Origin of the sequence: Pantoea sp. ICBG 985 (assembly GCF_002928365.1) — a bacterium.
Classification (GTDB): Bacteria; Pseudomonadota; Gammaproteobacteria; order Enterobacterales; family Enterobacteriaceae; genus Pantoea; species Pantoea dispersa.
Genome location: NZ_POWM01000009.1, coordinates 63,459 through 82,879, shown reverse-complemented (window position 1 = coordinate 82,879; position 19,421 = coordinate 63,459). Strand labels below are relative to the sequence as shown.

Here is a 19,421-nt window from a genome sequence, read left to right as displayed (position 1 = left end):
GGTGTAGAGACAGTTTTAGCGTATTGGCACGGCATCGTAGCGGCGCGATTCATCGCGCGTTGTTGACGTTGCGTCCTGCATGTGCGCAATAAATTGCGCCGCTACGGGTCCGTGCGTTTGTTTAATAATCGCCTAGCGCTGCGCGCGTCGGCAGACCTTCGCTGTCGCCGGCAACCTGAATCGCCAGCGAACCAATTTTGTTACCGCGCAGAATCGCCTGCGGCAGCGATTTCCCTTCCAGCAGTGCGCTGATCAGCCCGACCGCAAAGCCATCGCCCGCGCCGACGGTATCCACCACATTCTCCACGTGGATCGGCGCAATCTGGCCCTGTTCGCCCGCGGCGGTTTTATACCAGGCGCCGTCGCTGCCGGTTTTGATCACCACCGCCCGCACGCCTTTGTCGAGGTAGAAATCCGCGATCGCCTCAGGCTGACGGTAGCCGGTCAGAATCAGCCCCTCTTTTTCACCTGGCAGCACCCAGTCGGCGTATTCTGCCAGCAAATTCAGCTGCTTACGCATATCTTCTTCACTGCGCCACAGCACCGGACGCAGATTAGGATCAAAGGAGATGGTTTTGCCGCGGGCGCGCATCTCTTTCGCCGCATGTTTAGCCAGCGCCAGCGAGCTATCGGAAAGCGCGGCGGCCACGCCGCTCAGATGCAGATGGCGCGCGCTGCCAAAATAGTTTTCGTCGAAATCATCCGGTGACAGGTGGCTGGCGGCGGAGCCTTTACGGAAATACTCCACTTCCGGATCGGAGCCGTCGTCCACGCGCGCTTTGAGCTGAAAACCGGTGCGATAGCGGTTATCAATGGTCACGCAGCGGTGGTCAACGTGCTCTTTCGCCAGCTGCTGCAGGGTAAAACGGCCGAAGCTGTCGTCGCCGACGCGGCTGACCCAGCCCACCTGCAAACCGAGGCGCGCCAGACCAATCGCCACGTTAAGTTCGGCACCGGCAATGCGCTTCGTGAACTGATCGGCTGCGGCGAGATCGCCGGTTTGCCCGGCAATAAACATCGCCATCGCCTCACCAATGGTGACGACATCCAGCTGAGAGGTGTGTGTCATGCTCAACTCCTTACACCGCGCGCAGCAGATCGACATAGTGGCGGGTCACCGCCAGTAAATCTGCGCCGGCTAATGGGAACTCAATACCGCGCGGTGCATCGGCCGGCAGCGCCTGCAGCAGCGTGCGCCAGCTGTCGTCGGCGTCATCCAGCGCAATGGCGCGGAAGCTGTCACCGTGCGGCACCGCCGCCTTAACATGAATGTAGCTCACGTAGCGACTGAGCTGCGCCGCTGCCTGCAGGGCGTCCTCGCCGGTCCAGCGCCAGTTGCCCATGTCGAAGGTCATATCCAGCGGCAGCGCGGCATCGCAGGCGTGATGGAAGAAGTGCAGCATCGGCGTGAGTTTGCTGTCGGGCGTCTGATCGTTCTCCACCACCAGCGTGACGTGCGAGCCGGCCAGCACTTCAATCAGCTGGCGATCGGCCAGCGAGACATAGTGACCCAGCGCCAGCTTGAGGCGCTGAGCGCCCAGCAGCTCAGCTTCCTGCAGGAACTGCGCCAGACGTGGATTGAGCGCACCGTCCGCCTGCCACAGCGCTTCCGGCACTGAATAGCTGACGCTGAGCTGATGCTGACGCAGCGCGTCGCCGAGCGTATGCAGCTGGCACAATTCGTCGTCGCTGAACAGCTCGCGGCGGATCTCGACGCCATCGGCACCGGCTGCTTTAATCAGCGGCAGCAGCGCTGCCTGGCCGCCCAGTTCTGCCACCTTGTGCGCGCCGTAGGCAGCCGTGACCACAATAATTTCCGCTTTCGACATCTTTCCTCCAGCCTGTCTCGCTGTACTGCCCGCCGCACCGTTTTGCGCCGGACAGCACGTTAATGTGCTGTAAAAAGCTTAATGGAACCGGTTCCAAAGGAAAGTAGCAGAGTGCGGAATTATGATCCTGCTCACGAAGTGAGCCGTGAAAAGCGGGATTAGCGCAGCGGCTGGCTGGAGCCGCGCACAATCAGTTCACCGGAGAAAACCTGCTCGCGAATCGGCTGTTCGCTGCCTTCGATACGCGCGATCACCTGCTCCAGCGCGGCATAGCCGATCTGCCAGGTGGGCTGCTTCAGCGTGGTGATACCGACGCCAGCCAGCGCCGCCCACTCCAGTTCGTCAAAGCCCAGCAGGCCAATGCTCTCGCCCCAGCGCAGCGTCAGGCGCTGTAACGCCCGCGCCACCTGTAGCGTCAGCGCACCGTTGGCGGCCATCACCGCGCAGCGTTTGCCCGGATGGCGCTGATGAAACGCCTGCAGCACCTGTTCCAGCTGCGCCGGCTGATGCAACACCACTTCGGCATTCTCTGCCACCACCTGTGGCGCGCCGCTGATGGTATCAAAGAAGGCGGCGAGACGTTCGCGGCGGGTATTGACGCTGCCGAGCGGTTCACTGAGAAACAGCAGCGCTTCATAGCCGTTATCCAGCAGATGCCGGGTGGCGATGCGGGCGGCCTCCGGGTTGTTGAGCCCGACCACGTCGCAGGCGAAGTCGGGAATTTTGCGGTCAATCAGCACCATTGGCAGCATCGACTGCTGCAGACGGTTGAGCACCTCTTCGTGCATCCCGACCGCATTCACCACAATGCCTTCCACCTGATAGCTGCTGAGCAGCTGCAGGTAGTGCTGTTCGAGGTCAACTTCGTTGTTGGTGTTACACATCAGCAGCGTGAAGCCGCGCGCGCGGCAGGCGGCTTCAATGCCGCTCAGCACATCCACCGAGTAGGGGTTGGTGATATCGGCAATGATCAGGCCTATCAGCCGGGTGCGGCCGCGTTTGAGTCCGCGCGCCATCTGGCTGGGGCGGTAGTTGAGGTCGGCAATCGCCTGTTCGATACGGGCTTTCAGATCCGGCGAAAGCAGATGAACTTCGCCATTCAGATAGCGGGAAACGCTGGTTTTACCGGTTTTTGCCGTGCGGGCAACGTCACTGATTGTGGCTCGTGGCGGCCTGGTTTTCATCACATACACCTGATTAATTGCATCAGGCGAAGACTATCACAGCGCGGCACCCGCGCAATCACTGTGCGTCAGAAGTGAGGCGCAGCATTGGCTGCCACAGCGTCTGTAACTGCGCGGGCGGCGCGCCTTCCAGCAGCTGCAGCACCATTTCGGCGACGCGTTCGCCAATCCGCTGCTGTGATGATTGCAGAATCGCGTTGACCGGTTGCGTGATAATCGAGTCGTGCGGCAGACCATCGTACACGTACAGGGGAATTGCCTGCGCGCCGCTCAGACGCCCGGCCTGCTGCAGGGCAATCGCTGCGCCTTCGCCGAGCGGGCTGCAGTCGGTGATGATGGCGTCAGGCTGGATAACGTGCGCCAGCCAGGCACGGGTTTGCTGATAGCCCGCGCGGCGCGAGGGCGGCAGCGCGGCCATCCAGCCAGCCTGCTGCGCGCATGGCGTGGCGGGCAGCGCGTCGATAAACCCCTGCCGGCGGTCAAGAATGTAGGTGCTGGGCTCGTTACCACCGAGATAAGCGATGCGCGTATAGCCCTGCTGCTGGCAGTGCTGCGCCGCCAGTAGCGTTCCGGCATGGTTATCATAATCAAACCAGGCGTAAGGCTGCGGCAGCTGACTGCGCCCCAGCGTAAGAAAGCGAAAACCCTTCTGCTGCAGGCGCTGCAATCGCACATCCTGCGGCGTGGTATGGGTGACAATCAGCGCGTCCAGCATGCCGCTGCGCAGCATGCGCAGCAAATTGCGCTGCTGATCCTGCGGTTTGTCGGGGAGCAACAGCAGATCGATCTCGTGCAGGGCGAGACGCTGATCGAGCGTCAGCAGCATTTCACTGTAGTAGCTGTCGTTGAGTGAGGCATTGCTGACCGGAAACACCAGCCCGACCGCATTGGCACGGCCGGTCTTCAGGCGACGCGCGGCGGCATTCGGGCGATAACCGCGCCGGTCGGCTTCCTCTTCGATGCGTTTGCGGGTAGCAGCGGCGACATCATCAAACCCATTCAGCGCGCGGCTCACGGTGGTCACAGAGAGGCCAAGGGCGGAGGCGATAGCTTTGAGTGACATGATGGCTTTCCACTGATCAAATTTTGATCACGCTAGCATAAAGTCATCGCTGGCTCTATCGTGCTGCGACGTTTACGCGTTATCTGCTGCTTTGCGCGTCAATAAGCGCGTAAAAACGCGTCAAAAGCCGGCCTGCAGCGGCAGACCGGCCTGTGCCTTAGCCCAGCGGACTCAGGGTAATTTCGACGCGACGGTTTTGTGCTTTACCGGCTTCGGTGCTGTTGCTGGCGACCGGGTTATCCGGGCCCATGCCCTGGGTGCGCAGGCGGTTTTGCGCCACGCCCTGCACGATCAGCGCGCTGGCGACGCTTTCTGCACGCTGCTGCGACAGGCGCATGTTCAGCGCGCGCGTGCCGGTGCTGTCGGTAAAGCCGACCACATTGACGGCGGTTTTCGGATACTCTTTCAGCACCATCGCCACGCCGGTCAGCGTATTTGCGCCGGCCGGTTTCAGGTTGGCGCTGCTCGAGTCAAAAGTCACGTTGTTCGGCATGTTCAGCACGATGTTATCGCCCTGACGCGTTACGCTGACGCCGGTGCCGCGCATCTTGTCGCGCAGTTTGGCTTCCTGCACATCCATGTAATAGCCGACGCCGCCGCCCAGTGCCGCACCGGACGCTGCGCCAATGAGCGCACCTTTACCGCGATCTTTCTTTGACGAAGAGAGCACGCCCACGCCAGCGCCCAGCACCGCGCCCAGACCCGCGCCGATGCCCGATTTCCCGGCCTGCGATTCGCCGGTATAAGGATTGGTGGTACAACCCGACAGCGCCACGCTGCCGCTCATTAACAAGGCCAGCGCCAGTACACGCTTTTTCATGAAAAAGTCCCTCATACGGAAACGGGGAAAATGCCCCAAAACGGCACTATTATGCCGTTCAATGATGGGGAAATTCGTGAGGCGCAGTCTTAATTTGTAAACTTTTGCCTTAAAGATTATCGGGATGGCAGAAACAGCTGGTTTGATGATCGTTTATCAGCCCGCAGGCCTGTAAAAAAGAGTGGCAGGTTGTAGGCCCGACGAATTTAAAACCACGCTTCTTAAGCGCTTTAGACAGCGCAATGGCCGGTTCGGAGGTGGTGGGCGCCAGTTTATAATCCGCATAACGGTGCAAAATCGGCTGGTTATCGACAAATGACCAGATAAAGCGGGAAAAGTCTTCACCGGTGGCCTCCAGCGCCAGCAGCGCTTTGGCATTATTGATGATGGCTTCCAGCTTGCCGCGATGGCGGATCAAACCGCTGTTCTGCAGCAGGCGCAGCAGATCGGCCTCATCCATCAGCGCCACCGCCTGCGGATCAAAATCATGAAACGCCTGGCGGTAGTTCTCGCGCTTTTTCAGCACGGTGATCCATGACAGGCCAGCCTGTTGCCCCTCCAGACACAGCATCTCAAATAAGGCGCGCTTATCGGTCTGCGGCACGCCCCATTCCGTGTCGTGGTACGCCAGATAAAGCGCATCCTGTGTTACCCAGCCACATCGCTGCATTGCATCACTCCCTAAGCATGAGGAAAAAGCGGTCAGTCGCTTGACGTTTGAAAGAATCGATTAATAGTTAATCAATGGGTGCCGATAATAACGTCATGGACGTTCGCGCTGCAACCGGGTGAACGCTTCAGGATCATCATCAATTTCAAGGCCAACCCGATCCCTTCCGGCTCGTCAGGAGTCTTTCATGTGGCAGAACAGTCAGCGGACCGGCCAGCGTCTCCTTGCGCTGGCCTTTAGCGGTGGGTGGCTACTGGTGGCGGCCCTGCCGGCGCACGCCTGGGATCAGGCCAGCGAGAGCAGCGCGCCGGATTACAATGCGATACTTGCCGAAAAAATTTCCAGTAATCATCTGATGTTGACAGAAAACCGCGAGAGCGATTTGCTTGATGCCGCGCTCAATCCGCCCGGCGGCGGCATGGCGCTGCACAGCGAAACGGCCAGCGTCGGCAACTCGCCGCTGGTGAACCGCTACTCGGCAGGCTGGAACCTGCCGATGAATGACCGCCTGCGCACCGGTCCGGTGGCGCAGTTTGCTGTCGATGATTCCACCCTGAGCTGCGCCGCCTGCGCGCCGGTCGATCGTAATAACGCCGAACACATCGCTTCACTGGGCTGGCGCGTGGATTCCAGTTTTGGCTGGATATCGCCGTGGGCGCAGGTGAGTTACAGCCATCAGCTCAGCTTCGACGGCACGGCCGCGCCACGCGATCGGCCGGAAGAGATGAACCGGGAAACGAACTGGATGGATGTCAGCGTCGGTGCCCGTCTGCCGCTCGGCCAGAACATGGCAGCGTTCGCCTCCTTTGCCCAGACCGGCGCGGTCAGCAGCGGCGAACAGTTCATTTACAACCTCGGCGTCAGCGCCAGCTTCTGAAGCGGCATGAAATGAGAAGTGGTGCCAGCCAGCGGAAATATAATAAGCGCGCTAATTATTTTCTGATTTGGTATCACAATGCGCGAAAACATTATTCTTATTAGCCGCGAACTGGCGGCCTTTATCATCAGTGGATTGGTGCTGGTCTTCTGTATGGCGATGGTCTACATCGACGTCAACTGGATGAACGATGCACTGCACGAAACCTCTTTCACCGAAGCGACACAGGAGCTGATGCTGGCGGCCATTGCCGCACTGTTCTTCCTCGCCGCCTGGCAGCGACCGCAGCAGCGCAGCGCGCTGATCCTGGTCGGTGGCTTCTTCAGCTGCATGCTGATTCGTGAAATGGATTTTCTGTTCGACGTGGTGCAACACGGCGCATGGCTGTGGTTTGCGCTGGCAACGACCGCGGCCTCGCTGGCGATGGCGCTGCGTCAGCCGCGGCAAATCCTGCCGGGCCTGGCGGCACTGCTGCAGCATCGCAGCTGGCAAATGATGGCCGCCGGGCTGCTGGCGGTGCTGGTGTTCTCGCGGCTGTTTGGCATGCATGAGCTGTGGCAGCAACTGATGCTGGATGGCTATAACCGCGTGGTGAAGAACATGGCGGAAGAGGGCAGCGAGCTGTTTGGCTACAGCCTGTGTCTGGTGGCATCGCTGCGCTATCTGTGGCAAACCCGCCCGGCGCTGGCAACGGCCCGCGCCAGCCGTCGCGTGGTCAGCATTGAGGCGGCTGAAGCGCACTTCGCCTCGCGCTAAATCCGCGCGGTTTTATGGCGATCCCCGGTGCTAAAACAGGTACACTGACCGCTTAGCACCGGGTCGCCGGTGCACCGGGTGAGTCAACGTCAGGTTTCTTCATGTCAGTCAAAATCTTATCTTCAACGCTGGTGGGGCTGGACGGCTTTTGCCACGATCCCCTCACCACGCTGCAGCAGGCCGATAACGGCACGCTGGCGGTGCTGCACAACAATGTTCCGGCGTTTTACGCGATCACGCCGCAGCGCCTCGCGCACCTGCTGGCGCTGGAAGCAGCGGCGCAGCAGCCGAATGATGTCACGCTGGACGACAGCCTGTTTCACAGCGACGCCGCGCCAATCGCCGTGCCGGTGGGCAAGTTCGCCATGTATCCGGGCTGGCAGCCGGACAGCGACTTCCAGCGCCAGGCGGCGATCTGGGGCGTGGCGCTGAGCGAGCCGGTGACCGCCGCAGAGCTGGCGGCTTTCGTCGCCTACTGGCAGGCGGAAGGCCGGCTGTTTCACCATGTACAGTGGCAGCAGAAACTGGCGCGCAGCGTGCAGATGAACCGCGCCGCCAACGGCGGTCAGCCAAAGCGCGATATCACTCAGATCAGCAATACTGATTATGATATTCCCGATGGATTCCGAGGTGAGTAATGAAAACGCCGAACGATCTTTTCAGTCGCCTGAAAAAAATTATGCCCGCGGATGTGCAGCCAAAGTTTAAAAACGGCGCCGAGCTGCTGGCGTGGAATCAGGAGCAGGGCCGGCTGCGCTCAGAAGCGATTGTGCGCGAAAACCGCGCCATGAAGATGCAGCGCATCATGGGCCGCTCCGGCATCCGTGAGTTGCACATGAACTGCTCGTTCGACAACTACCGCGTCGAAAATGACGGCCAGCGCAAGGCGCTCAGTCTGGCGCGTGAATACGCCGCCGGGTTTGAGAACAGCATCGCCAGCTTTGTCTTCTCCGGCCGTCCCGGTACCGGTAAAAACCATCTGGCGGCGGCGATTGGTAACGATCTGATTCTGCGCGGTAAAAGCGTGCTGATTGTCACGGTGGCCGATCTGATGTCGAGCATGAAAGGCACCTTCAGCGGCGGCAGCGACCTGACCGAAGAGCGGCTGCTGCAGGATCTCAGCCATGTCGATCTGCTGGTGATCGATGAGATCGGTATGCAGAGCGAATCGCGCTACGAGAAAGTGATCATCAATCAGATTGTCGATCGCCGTTCGTCGTCAAAGCGGCCGACCGGCATGCTCTCCAACCTCGATCCGGCCGGCATGAACACGCTGCTTGGCGAACGGGTGATGGATCGCATGCGCCTCGGTAATAGCCTGTGGGTGCGTTTTGACTGGGAAAGTTACCGCAGCCGCGTGCGCGGCGACGAGTATTGATACGCGGCAGAAGCGGTAAAAACCCGGTTTTACCGGCGATTAACCGCCGGTGCGGGCTGCTAAACTTACACCTATTACTCTTTGTCAGGTGAGGGTGCGATGAAAGCAGCCGGGAAAGGACCAGCGGTACTTCGACTGAACAACCTCAAACGGGTGATGACGCAGCTGCGCACCACCCGCATCACTTCCCGCCAGGATCTGGCGCTGGCGCTCGACCTGAGCAAAAACACCGTTTCCCTGATTATCGATGACCTGCTGGCGCAGGGGCTGATTCACGAGCTTGGCCCGGTCAGCGTGGCTGCGGCTGGCCGGCCCAAAATTGAGATCGAACTGCGCGCGGGTCAGCTGAAAAGCGCGGGCATCATGGTGGAGCGCCAGGCGATTCACTGGCGCGTGTGCGACTACTTTTCGCGCGTGGTGGCCGAGCAAACCTGGCGCACCGAAACGGCCGATGCCGACGGGCTGCTGCACGAGCTGACGGAAGTGTGTCAGACGCTGCGCGCGGCGCATCCGGCGCTGCTGGGCGTCGCCATCGGTTTTCCCGGCATCATTGATTCTCAGCGCGGGCGGGTGCACTTTTCTGCGCCGCTCGGCTGGCAGGATGTCGATGTGCTGACGCCGCTGCGGCGCGGCGTTGAGCTGCCGCTGCGCATCATGAATAACGTCAAAGCGGCCGCGCTGCTTGCGGTGCAGCAGCTGGAGCTCAATAAAGCGCAAAGCCACTTCTATCTGCGCATCGCCGATGGCGTGGGCGGCGCGCTGGTGGAGCGCGGCGAGGTGTTCAGCGGCAGCAGCTGGACCGCCGGTGAGATTGGCCATCTGAGCGTGCAGCCCAATGGCGCGCGCTGCAGCTGCGGGCGACAGGGTTGTCTGGAGACGCTGGTGAGCCTGCCGGCGATCCAGCAGCAGCTGGCCCGGCGCAAGCCCGGTTTACGCTGGCAGTCTGGCGACAGCGAGCCGGAGATCGTGTATGAGCTGATGGCGCAGACCGGCCGCTATCTCGGCCATGCGCTGAGCCAGGTAATGCAGCTGGTCAATCCGGCCAGCATCATCATCGACGGTCCGTGGAATGCGCAACCGGCGTTTGTGCAGGCGGTACAGCAGGCGGCACAGGCCGGCACGCTGGCGTTTACCTTTGCCCATACCGCGCTGCACTTTCTGCCGCAGCGCATCGATCCGGCCAATGGCCTGGCGCTGGCGGTGATTGAGCACTACGAGCGACCGGTATGACCGGCGGAGCAGCGTTTCTTTTTTGACTCGCCAGCGGGCATAATACGTTGATTGACAGGCTCTCTTTGCGGACCGCGCAATGAAAACGCAGCGCATCACTCTGGACGATATTGCGACTCTCGCTGGGGTCACCAAGATGACGGTGAGCCGCTATCTGCGCACGCCGGAAAAGGTCAGGGCGGAAACGGCGGCGAAAATCGCCAGCGTCATGGCCGAAATCGGCTACGTCGCCGAACAGGAAAACACCGCGGCGTCGCGGCACCCGCCGCCGCGCATCGGCGTGCTCATCCCCTCATTCAATAATCAAATCTTTGCCGATCTGCTGGCCGGTATCGAATCGGTCACCAGCGCCCACGGCTATCAGACGCTGGTGGTCAACTACGACTACAATCCGCAGCGCGAAGAGGAGCAGATTGCCACGGTACTGGCTTTTAACGTGCAGGGATTGATCCTGACCGAGTCGGTGCATACCGTGCGCGCGGAAAAGTATCTTAACGCGGCCACCATTCCGGTCGCCGAAGTGATGGGACTGAGCGAGACGCGCGGGCGCATTAACGTCGGCTTTGATAATTACCGTGCCGGCTACGACATGACCGCGATGCTGCTGGCCAGCGGCAAACGGCGGGTGATTTATTTTGGCTCAATGTCCGATCGCCGCGATCAACAACGCTATGCCGGCTATTGCGATGCCGTGGCGGCGGCCGGATTGCCGGCCGGACGCATCGTACCGAACAAAGTCTCTTCGGTGTCGATTGGCACCGGCATGATGACGCTGGCGCGCCAGCTCTATCCGCAGATGGATGCCATTCTCTGTACCAACGATGATCTGGCGGTCGGCGTGCTGCAGGAGTGTCAGGCGGCAGGCATTGCAGTGCCGCAGGCGCTGGCGATTGCCGGATTCCACGGACTGGAGATTGGTCAGGCGACAACGCCGCGGCTGGCCAGTGTGATTACACCGCGCTTCGAGATGGGCAAAGTGGCAACGGAAATTGTGCTGAAGAAGATTAACCAGCAGCCCACCATTGAACAGGTGGATTTGCATTATCAGCTGTCGATGGGCGCCACCATTTGAGCGGTGGCGCTTTGGTGCAGGCGCGACGTGCGCCTGCATAATTAACGCTTAGTCGCGTGCAGCGGTGGGCGGCACAATCGACGGCTGAGCGTGATGGGTGCGCTTCAGGAAACGGCTCTCCAGCAAATTCCACGAGGTGTAAGCCAGCGCCAGTGTCATCACAATTGTCAGCCCCAGGCCAGCAAACGCGTTGGCATCGAACACACCGAAATGCTGCAGCACCTGAATAATCGGCCAGTGATAGAGGTACATGCCGTAAGAGAGATCGCCGTACTGGCTGATTTTTATCTCTTTACACAGGCTGGTGCAGAACAGAATCACTACCGCCGAAAACGCCACCGGCTCAACGATAAACGCGTAATCCGTGCTCTTGAACAGCAGGAACACCACCAGCGACACAATGGTGATCTCTTTCAGGCGGTCAAAGGTTGGCTGATGCACCGCCAGCAGGCTGCCAAAGAAGAAGTAGGACGACAGCGCAATAAACTGCTTGGCCAGCGTATCGGCTTTCGGGCCGCTGTACAGCGCGGTGAAGTAGAAGTACCAGGCGCAGGAGATAATAAAAATCACGCTCCACACTTTCAGCGGGCTTCGCTTCAGCAACGGCACGATAAAGGGCAGCAGCACGTAGAGTGTCAGCTCGGCTTTGATGGTCCACAGTGAACCATCCAGCGGCTGATTGGGGTTGTCGGTAAACACGCCCGGCAGCGACGGCTGAATAAAGTTAAGAAACGAGAAGTTGGCGACCAGATATTTAAGGGTTTCTTTATTTTTCAGGAAATCCATCAGCGGCAGGGTGGTAAGACACATGCCAATCACAAAACACATGATGATGGTGAAAATATAAGCCGGCAATATACGTTGCGCGCGCTTAATAAAATAGGACGTCAGCGATTTACTTCTTAAGTAACTTTTTGCAATAAGAAAACCACTTATTGCGAAAAATCCTTTGACGGCAAAATCACTATTGAGAAAATGCGCCAGGAAACGGATATCGGCGTTTCTCGTCACCTCAGCGGAATGCACCAGCATTACGATAAAGGCGAGGGAAAGTCGTACGATGTCAAAATTGTTTTTTTCGTTCATGTCAGCATTCTTTCATTGAGTGACGACGTGCCAGGAAAAGCCATGAAAGACTTTGCATGGTTGCTTCGGAATATTCTTATCACAGGTGTTCTGCGTGAGCAGATGCAATCTATTAGAATTTTAATCCTCATAAAAAGCAAGCAATGTTCAGGACCAGTAAAATATTCGGATTTTCCCTGGATGACGATGAGAAAGGGCTTATTAATGAAAAAACGCTAACCAGTTGGCTAGCGTTATTTCTGGACCTAACGGAACAGCTGGAAGGTGCGTGACACCTCATAGCCGACAATCGACTGCTTGCTCGATATGGTGTTGTAGTAGAGATAGTACAGCACCATCAGAATGGTGACAGCCACGGCAAGCACCTTCTTCAGCTTACGGGTTTCCCAGATACACAGCGAAATAAGCACCGGCTCAACCTGCAGCAAATAGTTCGCCAGACGACCACCAGAAGCGTAATCCTGTAGCGCCATCCTCAGGCCACTACCGATGGCAAAAGTGATCACCAGAATGTAATAGGTATTAAACTTTTCCGGGTCGAAATTTTTAATTTTGTCGCTCAGCAGCATGTAGCTGAAGATAAACACGAAGCCGATGTTCTTCAGGTTAGACAGCGTCAGAATACCCTGTTCCTGGCGAGAATCGGCATCGGCATAGCCCATGGCCCTGTCGCCCAGCGCACCGAGGTGGCTGGAGAGCGCGGCGATCAGCGCTGAACTGCCGAGAAACGCCAGCGGCAGGCTGGCGACCACGATAGCAATCGGGATGTATTTGTTTTTACGCACAATCATCGCCAGCGGAATCAGCAGCGCGACAATCGCGGTGGCGTGGCTGATAAACGACAGGATGAAGGTGGTGATCATGCCAGACTTGCTGCGCCGCGACATGTGCCAGACGAAGCCCATCAAAAACGCCGAACATAAACCGAAGCGAATCTGGTTCATGTCTTTGTTGATAAACAGGTGCGCAGAGTAGACGGCGAGGGCCACCAGCGGCAGCGGTGTCAGCTTACGGAAGTAGTGCGCGTTGACACCAACAGCGATGACCGCGAAGACAAAGATGAAAATGTCCGGATTAGCGGTAAAGATGCGTGTCGCACCGGCAATGGCGTAAATGGCTGGTTCATAACGGAATTCCACGACCGCACGCCAGAAACCTTCGATAATAATTTTATCGATAAACTGGGCATAGAAGTCGCGATACTGGAAGTCATCAAGGCCGGTTCCCAGGCCACGAATACCGCCAAAAGTAAAAAGTACTACAACGGCAACAAAATAAAGCCACGTCCTGATTTGCGCTGTGTTTTCATTTTTACTTAACATGATTTCGACAATAGCGACGAAAGTCAGGCTAAGACTTATGATCCAGTAAATTCCCATGGTCACAGATTCTTATAGTTTAAAATTCACTTATAACATACGGCCTTGTTAACGTAAACATGAGAAAAGTCTAATTTTTCCTGGTCCGATATTATATTGAATAGGTTTTGCCATATTTATTTGCTACCGTTTCCACAGATATTTTTCGATGAGTATGTTTTTTTCATTATCTCGCGGGGAGCCGGAGCGTCACTGAGCGATTTTATCCGTTCAGTTTGACTTTTGTTACTGTTTTTATTCAGGATTTGGAGCCAGTGCGATGAGAGGGTTGCGGATATTTAGTCTGTTTTTTTTACTGTATCTTCCGGCCGCGTTTGCCAATAAGGAAATTCCGATCTGGCCAAATGAAGTGTCAGCAAATAATAAATTTATTAATTTTAGTAAAAACCCGGCCATTAATAACCGGGCTGTTACCCACGTCGATGCGCCACAAATGATTTATGTTCCGGCAACAGGAAAAAATAATCATGCGGCGGTGCTAATCATTCCCGGTGGGGGTTTTTCTTATATTATGAAAGATCTCGAAGGGCTGGATGTGGCCAACGTGCTCAGCAAGCAGGGCTACGCTTCATTTGTGTTAATTTATCGTCTGCCACACGACGGTTCAGCGCAGTATCGCCAGCAGGCTTTTGCCGATACCCAGCGAGCGCTGCGGCTGATTCGGGCTGATGCGCAGCAGTATCAGGTGGCGCCGGACCGCATTGGCGTGATGGGCTTTTCCGCCGGCGCGTTCCTTGCCGCCAACCTAAGCAACAATCCCGATGAAGCGAACTATCAGGCGGTCGACGCGCAGGATAAGGTGTCGGCGCGTCCGGATTTCAGCGCGCTTATCTATCCGGTGCTGTCGCTGAAACAGGGCGTGACCCACCCAGGCACGCGCGCGGCGCTGTACGGAAAAGATCTCAGTGCCCAGCAAATGGCGCAGCTTTCGCAGGAGGATCGTGTCAGCGCACACACGCCGCCGACTTTTCTGGTACAGGCGCTGAACGACGGTACCGCCTCACCGCAAAACGCGCTGGGCATGTTCAGCGCACTGCGGCAGAACAAGGTCAACGTGGAGCTGCATCTGTTCCAGCAGGGCGGTCACGGCTTTGGCACCGGGCAGAAGCAACATCTGCCGGTGCAAAACTGGCTCACCCTGTTCCACGCCTGGCAAAGCAGCCTGGTGAAGCGGTAAGCGGGAAGCGCCGCGGTAACGCAGATGCCGCAGAGGAAATGGAATTCCTCCCTGGGCAGTTATACGGTGTCTGCCAGCACATCGTCGGTTAGCCTGGCAAGGATTTGATCATAACTGCTGCACGGCAACTTACCGATCAACACACGGTTATGGTTACCGGCCTGAGCGAGAGGGTGAGCGCTACGTCAAACGGCTGTGTCTCGATAACTCTTTGCAGACGATTTATGAGGCTTCCATTTGATTGCGGTGCACGAAAGCAAATAAATCACTCATGGTTTTGCAGTGAAGTTTATCCATTAACCGGCTTTTATAGGTACTGACGGTTTTATTACTGACGCCCATCCGCGCCGCGATGCGCATATTATTCAGGCCCTTAATAATATGATGAAAAACCTGAAACTCCTGTGGTGACAATGATTCAATCATTTTTTTCTCCGCCTGCGTGCTTTCCTGCTCCATTTGCTGCATAAAACCGCCCAGCGGGAAATAACCATAACCACGTTGTGTCGCCTGAATAGCACTGGCGATCTCTGGCATATCGGTTTTTTTACTGACAAAGCCATTGGCACCGCTGCGCAGGCTCTGCACAGCATACACGTTTTCATTTTTCCCGGAGATAACAATGATTTTTCCTGGAAAACTCTGATCGCGTAACGACTTAACCACTTCAATTCCGTCCAGCGACGGCAGGTCGATATCAATGATGACGATATCCGGCTGCTGCTGCTGAATCAGCGTTACCGCTTCCCGGCCATCGGCGCTTTCGGCCAGCACCGTATGTCCATTTTGTTCCAGCAAATAACGAACGGCCATCCGCGCGATCGGATGGTCATCAACCACAACGACCTGAGCCATAGTTAACCTTTTCCTGATGAGTGAATGACAGGTCAAACTTTAGCCGCTCGTTGAATTATATATATTGCGTATGATCAAGAACAATAAAATAATTGTTTGTAGTCTATGTCCTACAAGATTAAATTAATTATAAAAGGGAAATGGTTATTCCGCCTGGAGGAGTTATCTTTCCTGGTGGGAAATAAATATTCCCTTTCTTTCACTCAGTTCATTAATTAATTAACTGATGCCCAATCGCCTTTTCACCGTAATTTCTTTTACTGTGGCGGTCTGCCTTTTCCCATTTGGCAGCCTGATTAACGCGGATGCCTGGTCAGGGCGCCATCAACCCTCAGCCGGGATAAATTGTTGCCGCCAGCATGGTTTGCTACAGTAGCGGGAATTTCAGAGGAAACGTCCATGCCACGCGATAACCGCCTGTCCCGCTCGCTGCACGCGCTCATTCATCTTGATCGTCACGTTAAACGCGCTACTTCCGATGCCATGGCAAAAATGCTCGGCACCAACCCGGTGGTGGTGCGTCGCATGATGTCAGGGCTGCGTGAAAAGGGGTATCTGGTGTCGGAAAAGGGGCACGGCGGCGGCTGGGAGCTGCGCGCGGACCTGCGCGATATCACGCTGCTGGATGTGTACCAGGCCATCGGCTCACCGGCGCTGTTCAGCATTGGCCCGGCGGCCGATCCTTCGCCCTGCCTGGTGGAACATGCGGTAGACGCCCGGCTCGACCAGGCGCTGGGTGAAGCCGAAGCGTTACTGCTGCAGCGCTTTAGCCAGATTACCGTGGCGGACATCGCCGACGATTACCTGCAAAAAATGGCCAGCCTCGGGCTGGATCCGCACACCTTTCCGCGCTGCAGCGACTAACCCGCGCGGCCGTTAATCCTGCTTCTGCAATTTGATCTGCGCGTCATGCTTCATCACATGCGTGGTGACGGCGGCCTGAAACACTTTAAACATCATACCGCTGACAAACGTGGTCAGCGTCAGCGTGATGAAGGCTGTCATGAACCAGTCGACCAGCGGCCAACCGCTGTTCAGCAGCGTTGGGTGGTAAATCAGCATCGCGGCAAACACCACCCAATGGCTCAGGCAATAGAAACAGTGAAACAGATGACCGAGCAAGGCGTGTTTGCGTGCGGTCCAGGCGCGCAAACCGGCAAACAGTTCGGTCTGCGTCATGGTCATCGCGATGCTGGCTGAGGCCAGCGCAATCGCCAGGCACACACCCATGTCAGAGAGTAAAAAGGCATGCATAGATTTTCTCCTTTGTGACGATTGGCGCAGCGGAAAGAACGGCGGCTTATCTTTCATGTAACTTACGATATTACATGATGTGCGCTGACGCAACAGCGTGTTCTCCCCGGCAGAGTAGTGATATGCAAATTGGCGAGTTATCGCTATTTATTGGCTTTATGCGCAAACACAGCCAGTCGTCCTGTTTTTACAATGTCCCAGATTGAGTCGCACCACGGCATCAGGAGGAGAGGATGGATATTCACGCAGCCTTTATGCATCAGCTGATGATGTGGATAGAGGCGAATATTGAACAAAAGCTCATGCTGGAGACGGTCGCGCGGCGGGCCGGTTATTCGCAGTGGCATTTGCAGCGGCTGTTCCGCAGCTATACTGGCGTGGCGCTGGGAACCTATATCCGTGAACGGAAGCTAACGGCTTCCGTCATCACCCTGCTCAGCAGTAACACGTCGCTGATGCAGATTGCGCTGCAGTTTGGCTTCGATTCACAGCAAACCTACTGCCGCACCTTTCGGCGCATGTTTGACCTGCCGCCGGGCGCTTTTCGTCGCAAATACCGGCACAGCCTGCCACCGATTGACGGTCCGGCTAGCCTGCTGATGCTGCATTCGCAGAGTCGGCTGGCGTCGTAAAGTATTTGCCTGGCGTTGAGCCGAAGGCGGCGCGAAACGCGCTGATATAGCTGCTGACGCTGTCGAAGCCCACCTGCCAGGCAACCTGCTGCACGCTGTGGCCCGCCGCCAGCCCTTCCAGCGATTTCAGCAGGCGCGATACCTGACGATATTTACTCAGGCTCATGCCAACCGCGCTCGACCAGTGGCGACTCAGGCTGCGCGCGCTCAGACCAGCCCACTGCGCCAGCTCCGGCCCGGTGCGTGTATCAGCCGGATCGTCCATCAGCAGGCGTGCAATCTGCCGCAGGCGTGGCTCTTCCGGCAGCGGCAGGGTGAGTTCCTGCGGCGTGGATTCGTACAGTTCATCAAGAAACACCTGACCCAGCCGGGTATAGCGCGCGCTGCTCCACAGTTCAGGCTCCAGCACCGCCAGCCGTTCTGCCAGCGGCTCCAGCACGGTCGGGCAGGAGAGCAGCACCGGCCGATCCGGCAGCGGCGCAGCCAGCGCTTCGTCAATCAGTACCGTCCAGCCCAGCACGCGCCCCGGCCCGACAAGGGCATGGTCAAACCACGGCGGAATCCAGCCGACCAGCCGCGGCGGATTAGCAAAAATGCCCGACGAGGTGTTCACCGTCATCAATCCCTGGCGCAGACAAAACAGCTGACCGGCGGCATGACGATGCGTGCGTCGCTCGCGATCCAGCTCCTTCGACAGTGACACGGCAATGACTTTGGGCGCATCCGGTCGCATCAGCCGCTGGCGCAGCTCTTCCTTACGCGGATCGCCAGAGAACGGAAGGTTGTCGGATGGATGGATGAGCATGGCTGGGCCTGAGTGGTGAGTGGCGGAAGATCACAGGAGTCGAACCTGCCCGGGACCGCTGGCGGCCCCAACCGGATTTGAAATCCGGCCGCCTCACCGGAGACGACGATCTTCCTTTGAAGATGCCGCGCAGTATAGCGGCAATTGGCGGCAAAATCTTGATCGCAGCGGGGCGTTATTGCACCTTCTCGCCGTGATGCTGCCGATACTCCTTTGGCGTGGTGGCGTAGCTTTTCTTAAACACCGAATAGAAGTACTGCAGGGAAGGATAGCCGCACATCTGCGAAATTTCATTAATATTCAATGAAGAGCAGGCCAGCAGTTCACGCGCTTTCTCCAGCTTCTCCCGGTGAATCATGGCGTGAATGGTGTCGCCGGTCTCATCGCGAAAACGCTTTTCCAGATTGGAGCGCGACATGCCAATCGCATCCAGCACCTGTTCGACCTTGATGCCTTTACAGGCGTTAAAGCGGATGTAATGCATTGCCTGAATCACCGCCGGATCGCGCAGCGAGCGAAAATCGGTAGAGCGGCGGGCAATGACTTTTACCGGCGGCACCAGAATACGTTGCAACGGCAGCGTTTGCCGATCGAGCAGACGATGCAGCAGTTTGGCGGCCTGATAACCCATCTGGCGCGTGCCCTGGGCTACCGAAGAGAGCGCCACGCGGGACAGATAGCGCGTCAGCTCTTCGTTATCGATACCGATTACGCTGAGCTTCTCCGGCACCGGAATTTTCAGGTGTTCACAGGCCTGTAGCAAATGACGCGCACGCGCGTCGGTCACCGCGATAATGCCGGTCTGCGGCGGCAGCGTTTGTAGCCAGTCGGCGAGGCGGTTTTGCGCGTGCTGCCAGTTTTCCGGCGCGGTTTCCATTCCCTGATACACTACGCCCTGATAGCGCTCGCGCATCACCAGCTGGCGAAACGCCTGCTCGCGCTCCTGCGCCCAGCGTTTGCCACTGGCGGCGGGCAGGCCGTAAAACGCAAAGCGATGAATGCCTTTCTCTTTCAGATGCAGAAAGGCACTCTCCACCAGCGCAGCGTTGTCGGTGGCGATGTAGTGCACCGGCGGATAATCCTGCTGCCGGTGATAAGAGCCACCAACACCGACAATCGGCACCGGCACATTGCTGAGCAGGCTCTCGATCGAGCTGTCGTCGTAATCCGCAATGACGCCGTCGCCCAGCCATTCGCGGATGTTGTCGATGCGGCAGCGGAAATCCTCTTCAATGAAGATATCCCAGTCGGTTTGCGAAGCCTGCAGATACTCGCCGACCCCTTCCACCACCTGACGGTCATACACCTTGTTGGCGTTAAACAGCAGCGTAATACGGTAACGTTTTTCGTGCAT

At 57.5% G+C, this 19,421-nt stretch carries 22 protein-coding genes and 1 tRNA gene; 10 read left to right on the top strand and 13 right to left on the bottom strand.

Annotation, left to right across the window (positions count from 1 at the left end):
- Positions 1–121: 121 nt before the first annotated feature.
- The 6 genes from C1Y42_RS21435 to C1Y42_RS21410 all read right to left on the bottom strand — a co-directional run bounded on the left by C1Y42_RS21435 (position 122) and on the right by C1Y42_RS21410 (position 5,566).
- Positions 122–1,069 (bottom strand): sugar kinase, encoded by a 948-nt coding sequence (locus C1Y42_RS21435; protein WP_104094308.1) that lies wholly within the window; start codon positions 1,067–1,069, stop codon positions 122–124.
- 10 nt (positions 1,070–1,079) lie between these two features.
- Positions 1,080–1,829: a sugar phosphate isomerase/epimerase gene (locus C1Y42_RS21430; RefSeq protein WP_104094307.1), complete on the bottom strand. Its 750-nt coding sequence runs from the start codon at positions 1,827–1,829 to the stop codon at positions 1,080–1,082.
- Positions 1,830–1,987: 158 nt separating this feature from the next.
- Positions 1,988–3,013, bottom strand: a complete 1,026-nt coding sequence (locus C1Y42_RS21425) for a LacI family DNA-binding transcriptional regulator (protein ID WP_058758181.1) — start codon at positions 3,011–3,013, stop codon at positions 1,988–1,990.
- A 58-nt stretch (positions 3,014–3,071) separates the two neighbouring features.
- Positions 3,072–4,076, bottom strand: a complete 1,005-nt coding sequence (locus C1Y42_RS21420; protein WP_104094306.1) for a LacI family DNA-binding transcriptional regulator — start codon at positions 4,074–4,076, stop codon at positions 3,072–3,074.
- 157 nt (positions 4,077–4,233) lie between these two features.
- Entirely contained in the window at positions 4,234–4,896 is a 663-nt protein-coding gene (locus C1Y42_RS21415) for an OmpA family lipoprotein (RefSeq protein ID WP_021506888.1), read from the bottom strand.
- A 109-nt stretch (positions 4,897–5,005) separates the two neighbouring features.
- Complete coding sequence (locus C1Y42_RS21410; RefSeq protein ID WP_058781878.1) at positions 5,006–5,566, bottom strand: DNA-3-methyladenine glycosylase I; 561 nt, start codon at positions 5,564–5,566, stop codon at positions 5,006–5,008.
- A 187-nt stretch (positions 5,567–5,753) separates the two neighbouring features.
- Between C1Y42_RS21410 and C1Y42_RS21405 the strand changes: the two genes are divergently transcribed.
- The 6 genes from C1Y42_RS21405 (at position 5,754) to C1Y42_RS21380 (ending at position 10,879) form a co-directional block, all read left to right on the top strand.
- Positions 5,754–6,443: an autotransporter domain-containing protein gene (locus tag C1Y42_RS21405; protein WP_058781879.1), complete on the top strand. Its 690-nt coding sequence runs from the start codon at positions 5,754–5,756 to the stop codon at positions 6,441–6,443.
- A 78-nt stretch (positions 6,444–6,521) separates the two neighbouring features.
- Positions 6,522–7,199: a hypothetical protein gene (locus C1Y42_RS21400; protein WP_059010246.1), complete on the top strand. Its 678-nt coding sequence runs from the start codon at positions 6,522–6,524 to the stop codon at positions 7,197–7,199.
- A gap of 101 nt (positions 7,200–7,300) precedes the next feature.
- The gene (dnaT, locus tag C1Y42_RS21395) at positions 7,301–7,837 is read left to right on the top strand and encodes a primosomal protein DnaT (RefSeq protein ID WP_021506884.1); all 537 of its coding nucleotides are present in this window, start codon (positions 7,301–7,303) and stop codon (positions 7,835–7,837) included.
- The gene (gene dnaC, locus C1Y42_RS21390; RefSeq protein ID WP_021506883.1) at positions 7,837–8,577 is read left to right on the top strand and encodes a DNA replication protein DnaC; all 741 of its coding nucleotides are present in this window, start codon (positions 7,837–7,839) and stop codon (positions 8,575–8,577) included. The genes dnaT and dnaC overlap by 1 nt, the downstream gene beginning before the upstream one ends.
- 99 nt (positions 8,578–8,676) lie before the next feature.
- Positions 8,677–9,807 (top strand): ROK family protein, encoded by a 1,131-nt coding sequence (locus C1Y42_RS21385; protein ID WP_104094305.1) that lies wholly within the window; start codon positions 8,677–8,679, stop codon positions 9,805–9,807.
- A gap of 79 nt (positions 9,808–9,886) precedes the next feature.
- A complete protein-coding gene (locus C1Y42_RS21380; protein WP_104094304.1) occupies positions 9,887–10,879 on the top strand; it encodes a LacI family DNA-binding transcriptional regulator in 993 nt (330 codons plus the stop codon).
- A gap of 48 nt (positions 10,880–10,927) precedes the next feature.
- Here C1Y42_RS21380 and C1Y42_RS21375 read toward each other — a convergent pair whose 3' ends face one another.
- Positions 10,928–11,911, bottom strand: a complete 984-nt coding sequence (locus C1Y42_RS21375) for an acyltransferase (protein WP_230857092.1) — start codon at positions 11,909–11,911, stop codon at positions 10,928–10,930.
- Here C1Y42_RS21375 and C1Y42_RS23765 point away from each other — a divergent pair.
- Positions 11,855–12,184 (top strand): hypothetical protein, encoded by a 330-nt coding sequence (locus C1Y42_RS23765; RefSeq protein WP_164861029.1) that lies wholly within the window; start codon positions 11,855–11,857, stop codon positions 12,182–12,184. The two genes, C1Y42_RS21375 and C1Y42_RS23765, sit on opposite strands and share 57 nt — an antisense overlap.
- Before the next feature lie 26 nt (positions 12,185–12,210).
- Here C1Y42_RS23765 and C1Y42_RS21370 read toward each other — a convergent pair whose 3' ends face one another.
- On the bottom strand, positions 12,211–13,287 hold the full coding sequence (locus C1Y42_RS21370; protein ID WP_233210743.1) for an EpsG family protein: 1,077 nt from the start codon (positions 13,285–13,287) through the stop codon (positions 12,211–12,213).
- 316 nt (positions 13,288–13,603) lie between these two features.
- Here C1Y42_RS21370 and C1Y42_RS21365 point away from each other — a divergent pair, with 316 nt between their 5' ends.
- A complete protein-coding gene (locus tag C1Y42_RS21365; RefSeq protein WP_104094302.1) occupies positions 13,604–14,521 on the top strand; it encodes an alpha/beta hydrolase in 918 nt (305 codons plus the stop codon).
- Between the two features lie 222 nt (positions 14,522–14,743).
- Here the strand turns inward: C1Y42_RS21365 and C1Y42_RS21360 are convergent, their stop codons facing one another.
- Positions 14,744–15,376 carry a response regulator gene (locus tag C1Y42_RS21360; protein WP_021506876.1) on the bottom strand — a complete coding sequence of 211 codons (633 nt, stop codon included), beginning with the start codon at positions 15,374–15,376 and terminating at the stop codon, positions 14,744–14,746.
- 399 nt (positions 15,377–15,775) lie between these two features.
- Here C1Y42_RS21360 and C1Y42_RS21355 point away from each other — a divergent pair, with 399 nt between their 5' ends.
- Positions 15,776–16,240 carry an Rrf2 family transcriptional regulator gene (locus tag C1Y42_RS21355; RefSeq protein WP_059010242.1) on the top strand — a complete coding sequence of 155 codons (465 nt, stop codon included), beginning with the start codon at positions 15,776–15,778 and terminating at the stop codon, positions 16,238–16,240.
- A 12-nt stretch (positions 16,241–16,252) separates the two neighbouring features.
- Here the strand turns inward: C1Y42_RS21355 and C1Y42_RS21350 are convergent, their stop codons facing one another.
- On the bottom strand, positions 16,253–16,630 hold the full coding sequence (locus C1Y42_RS21350) for a DUF1360 domain-containing protein (protein WP_104094301.1): 378 nt from the start codon (positions 16,628–16,630) through the stop codon (positions 16,253–16,255).
- Positions 16,631–16,863: 233 nt separating this feature from the next.
- Here C1Y42_RS21350 and C1Y42_RS21345 point away from each other — a divergent pair, with 233 nt between their 5' ends.
- Positions 16,864–17,262, top strand: coding sequence for a helix-turn-helix domain-containing protein (locus C1Y42_RS21345; RefSeq protein ID WP_104094300.1), 399 nt, complete (start codon positions 16,864–16,866; stop codon positions 17,260–17,262).
- Here C1Y42_RS21345 and C1Y42_RS21340 read toward each other — a convergent pair.
- The 3 genes from C1Y42_RS21340 to xylR form a co-directional block, all read right to left on the bottom strand.
- Positions 17,219–18,067 (bottom strand): AraC family transcriptional regulator, encoded by an 849-nt coding sequence (locus tag C1Y42_RS21340; RefSeq protein WP_104094299.1) that lies wholly within the window; start codon positions 18,065–18,067, stop codon positions 17,219–17,221. The two genes, C1Y42_RS21345 and C1Y42_RS21340, sit on opposite strands and share 44 nt — an antisense overlap.
- 20 nt (positions 18,068–18,087) lie before the next feature.
- Positions 18,088–18,182, bottom strand: a tRNA-Sec gene (locus C1Y42_RS21335).
- Between the two features lie 60 nt (positions 18,183–18,242).
- Entirely contained in the window at positions 18,243–19,421 is a 1,179-nt protein-coding gene (xylR, locus tag C1Y42_RS21330) for a D-xylose utilization transcriptional activator XylR (protein ID WP_021506871.1), read from the bottom strand.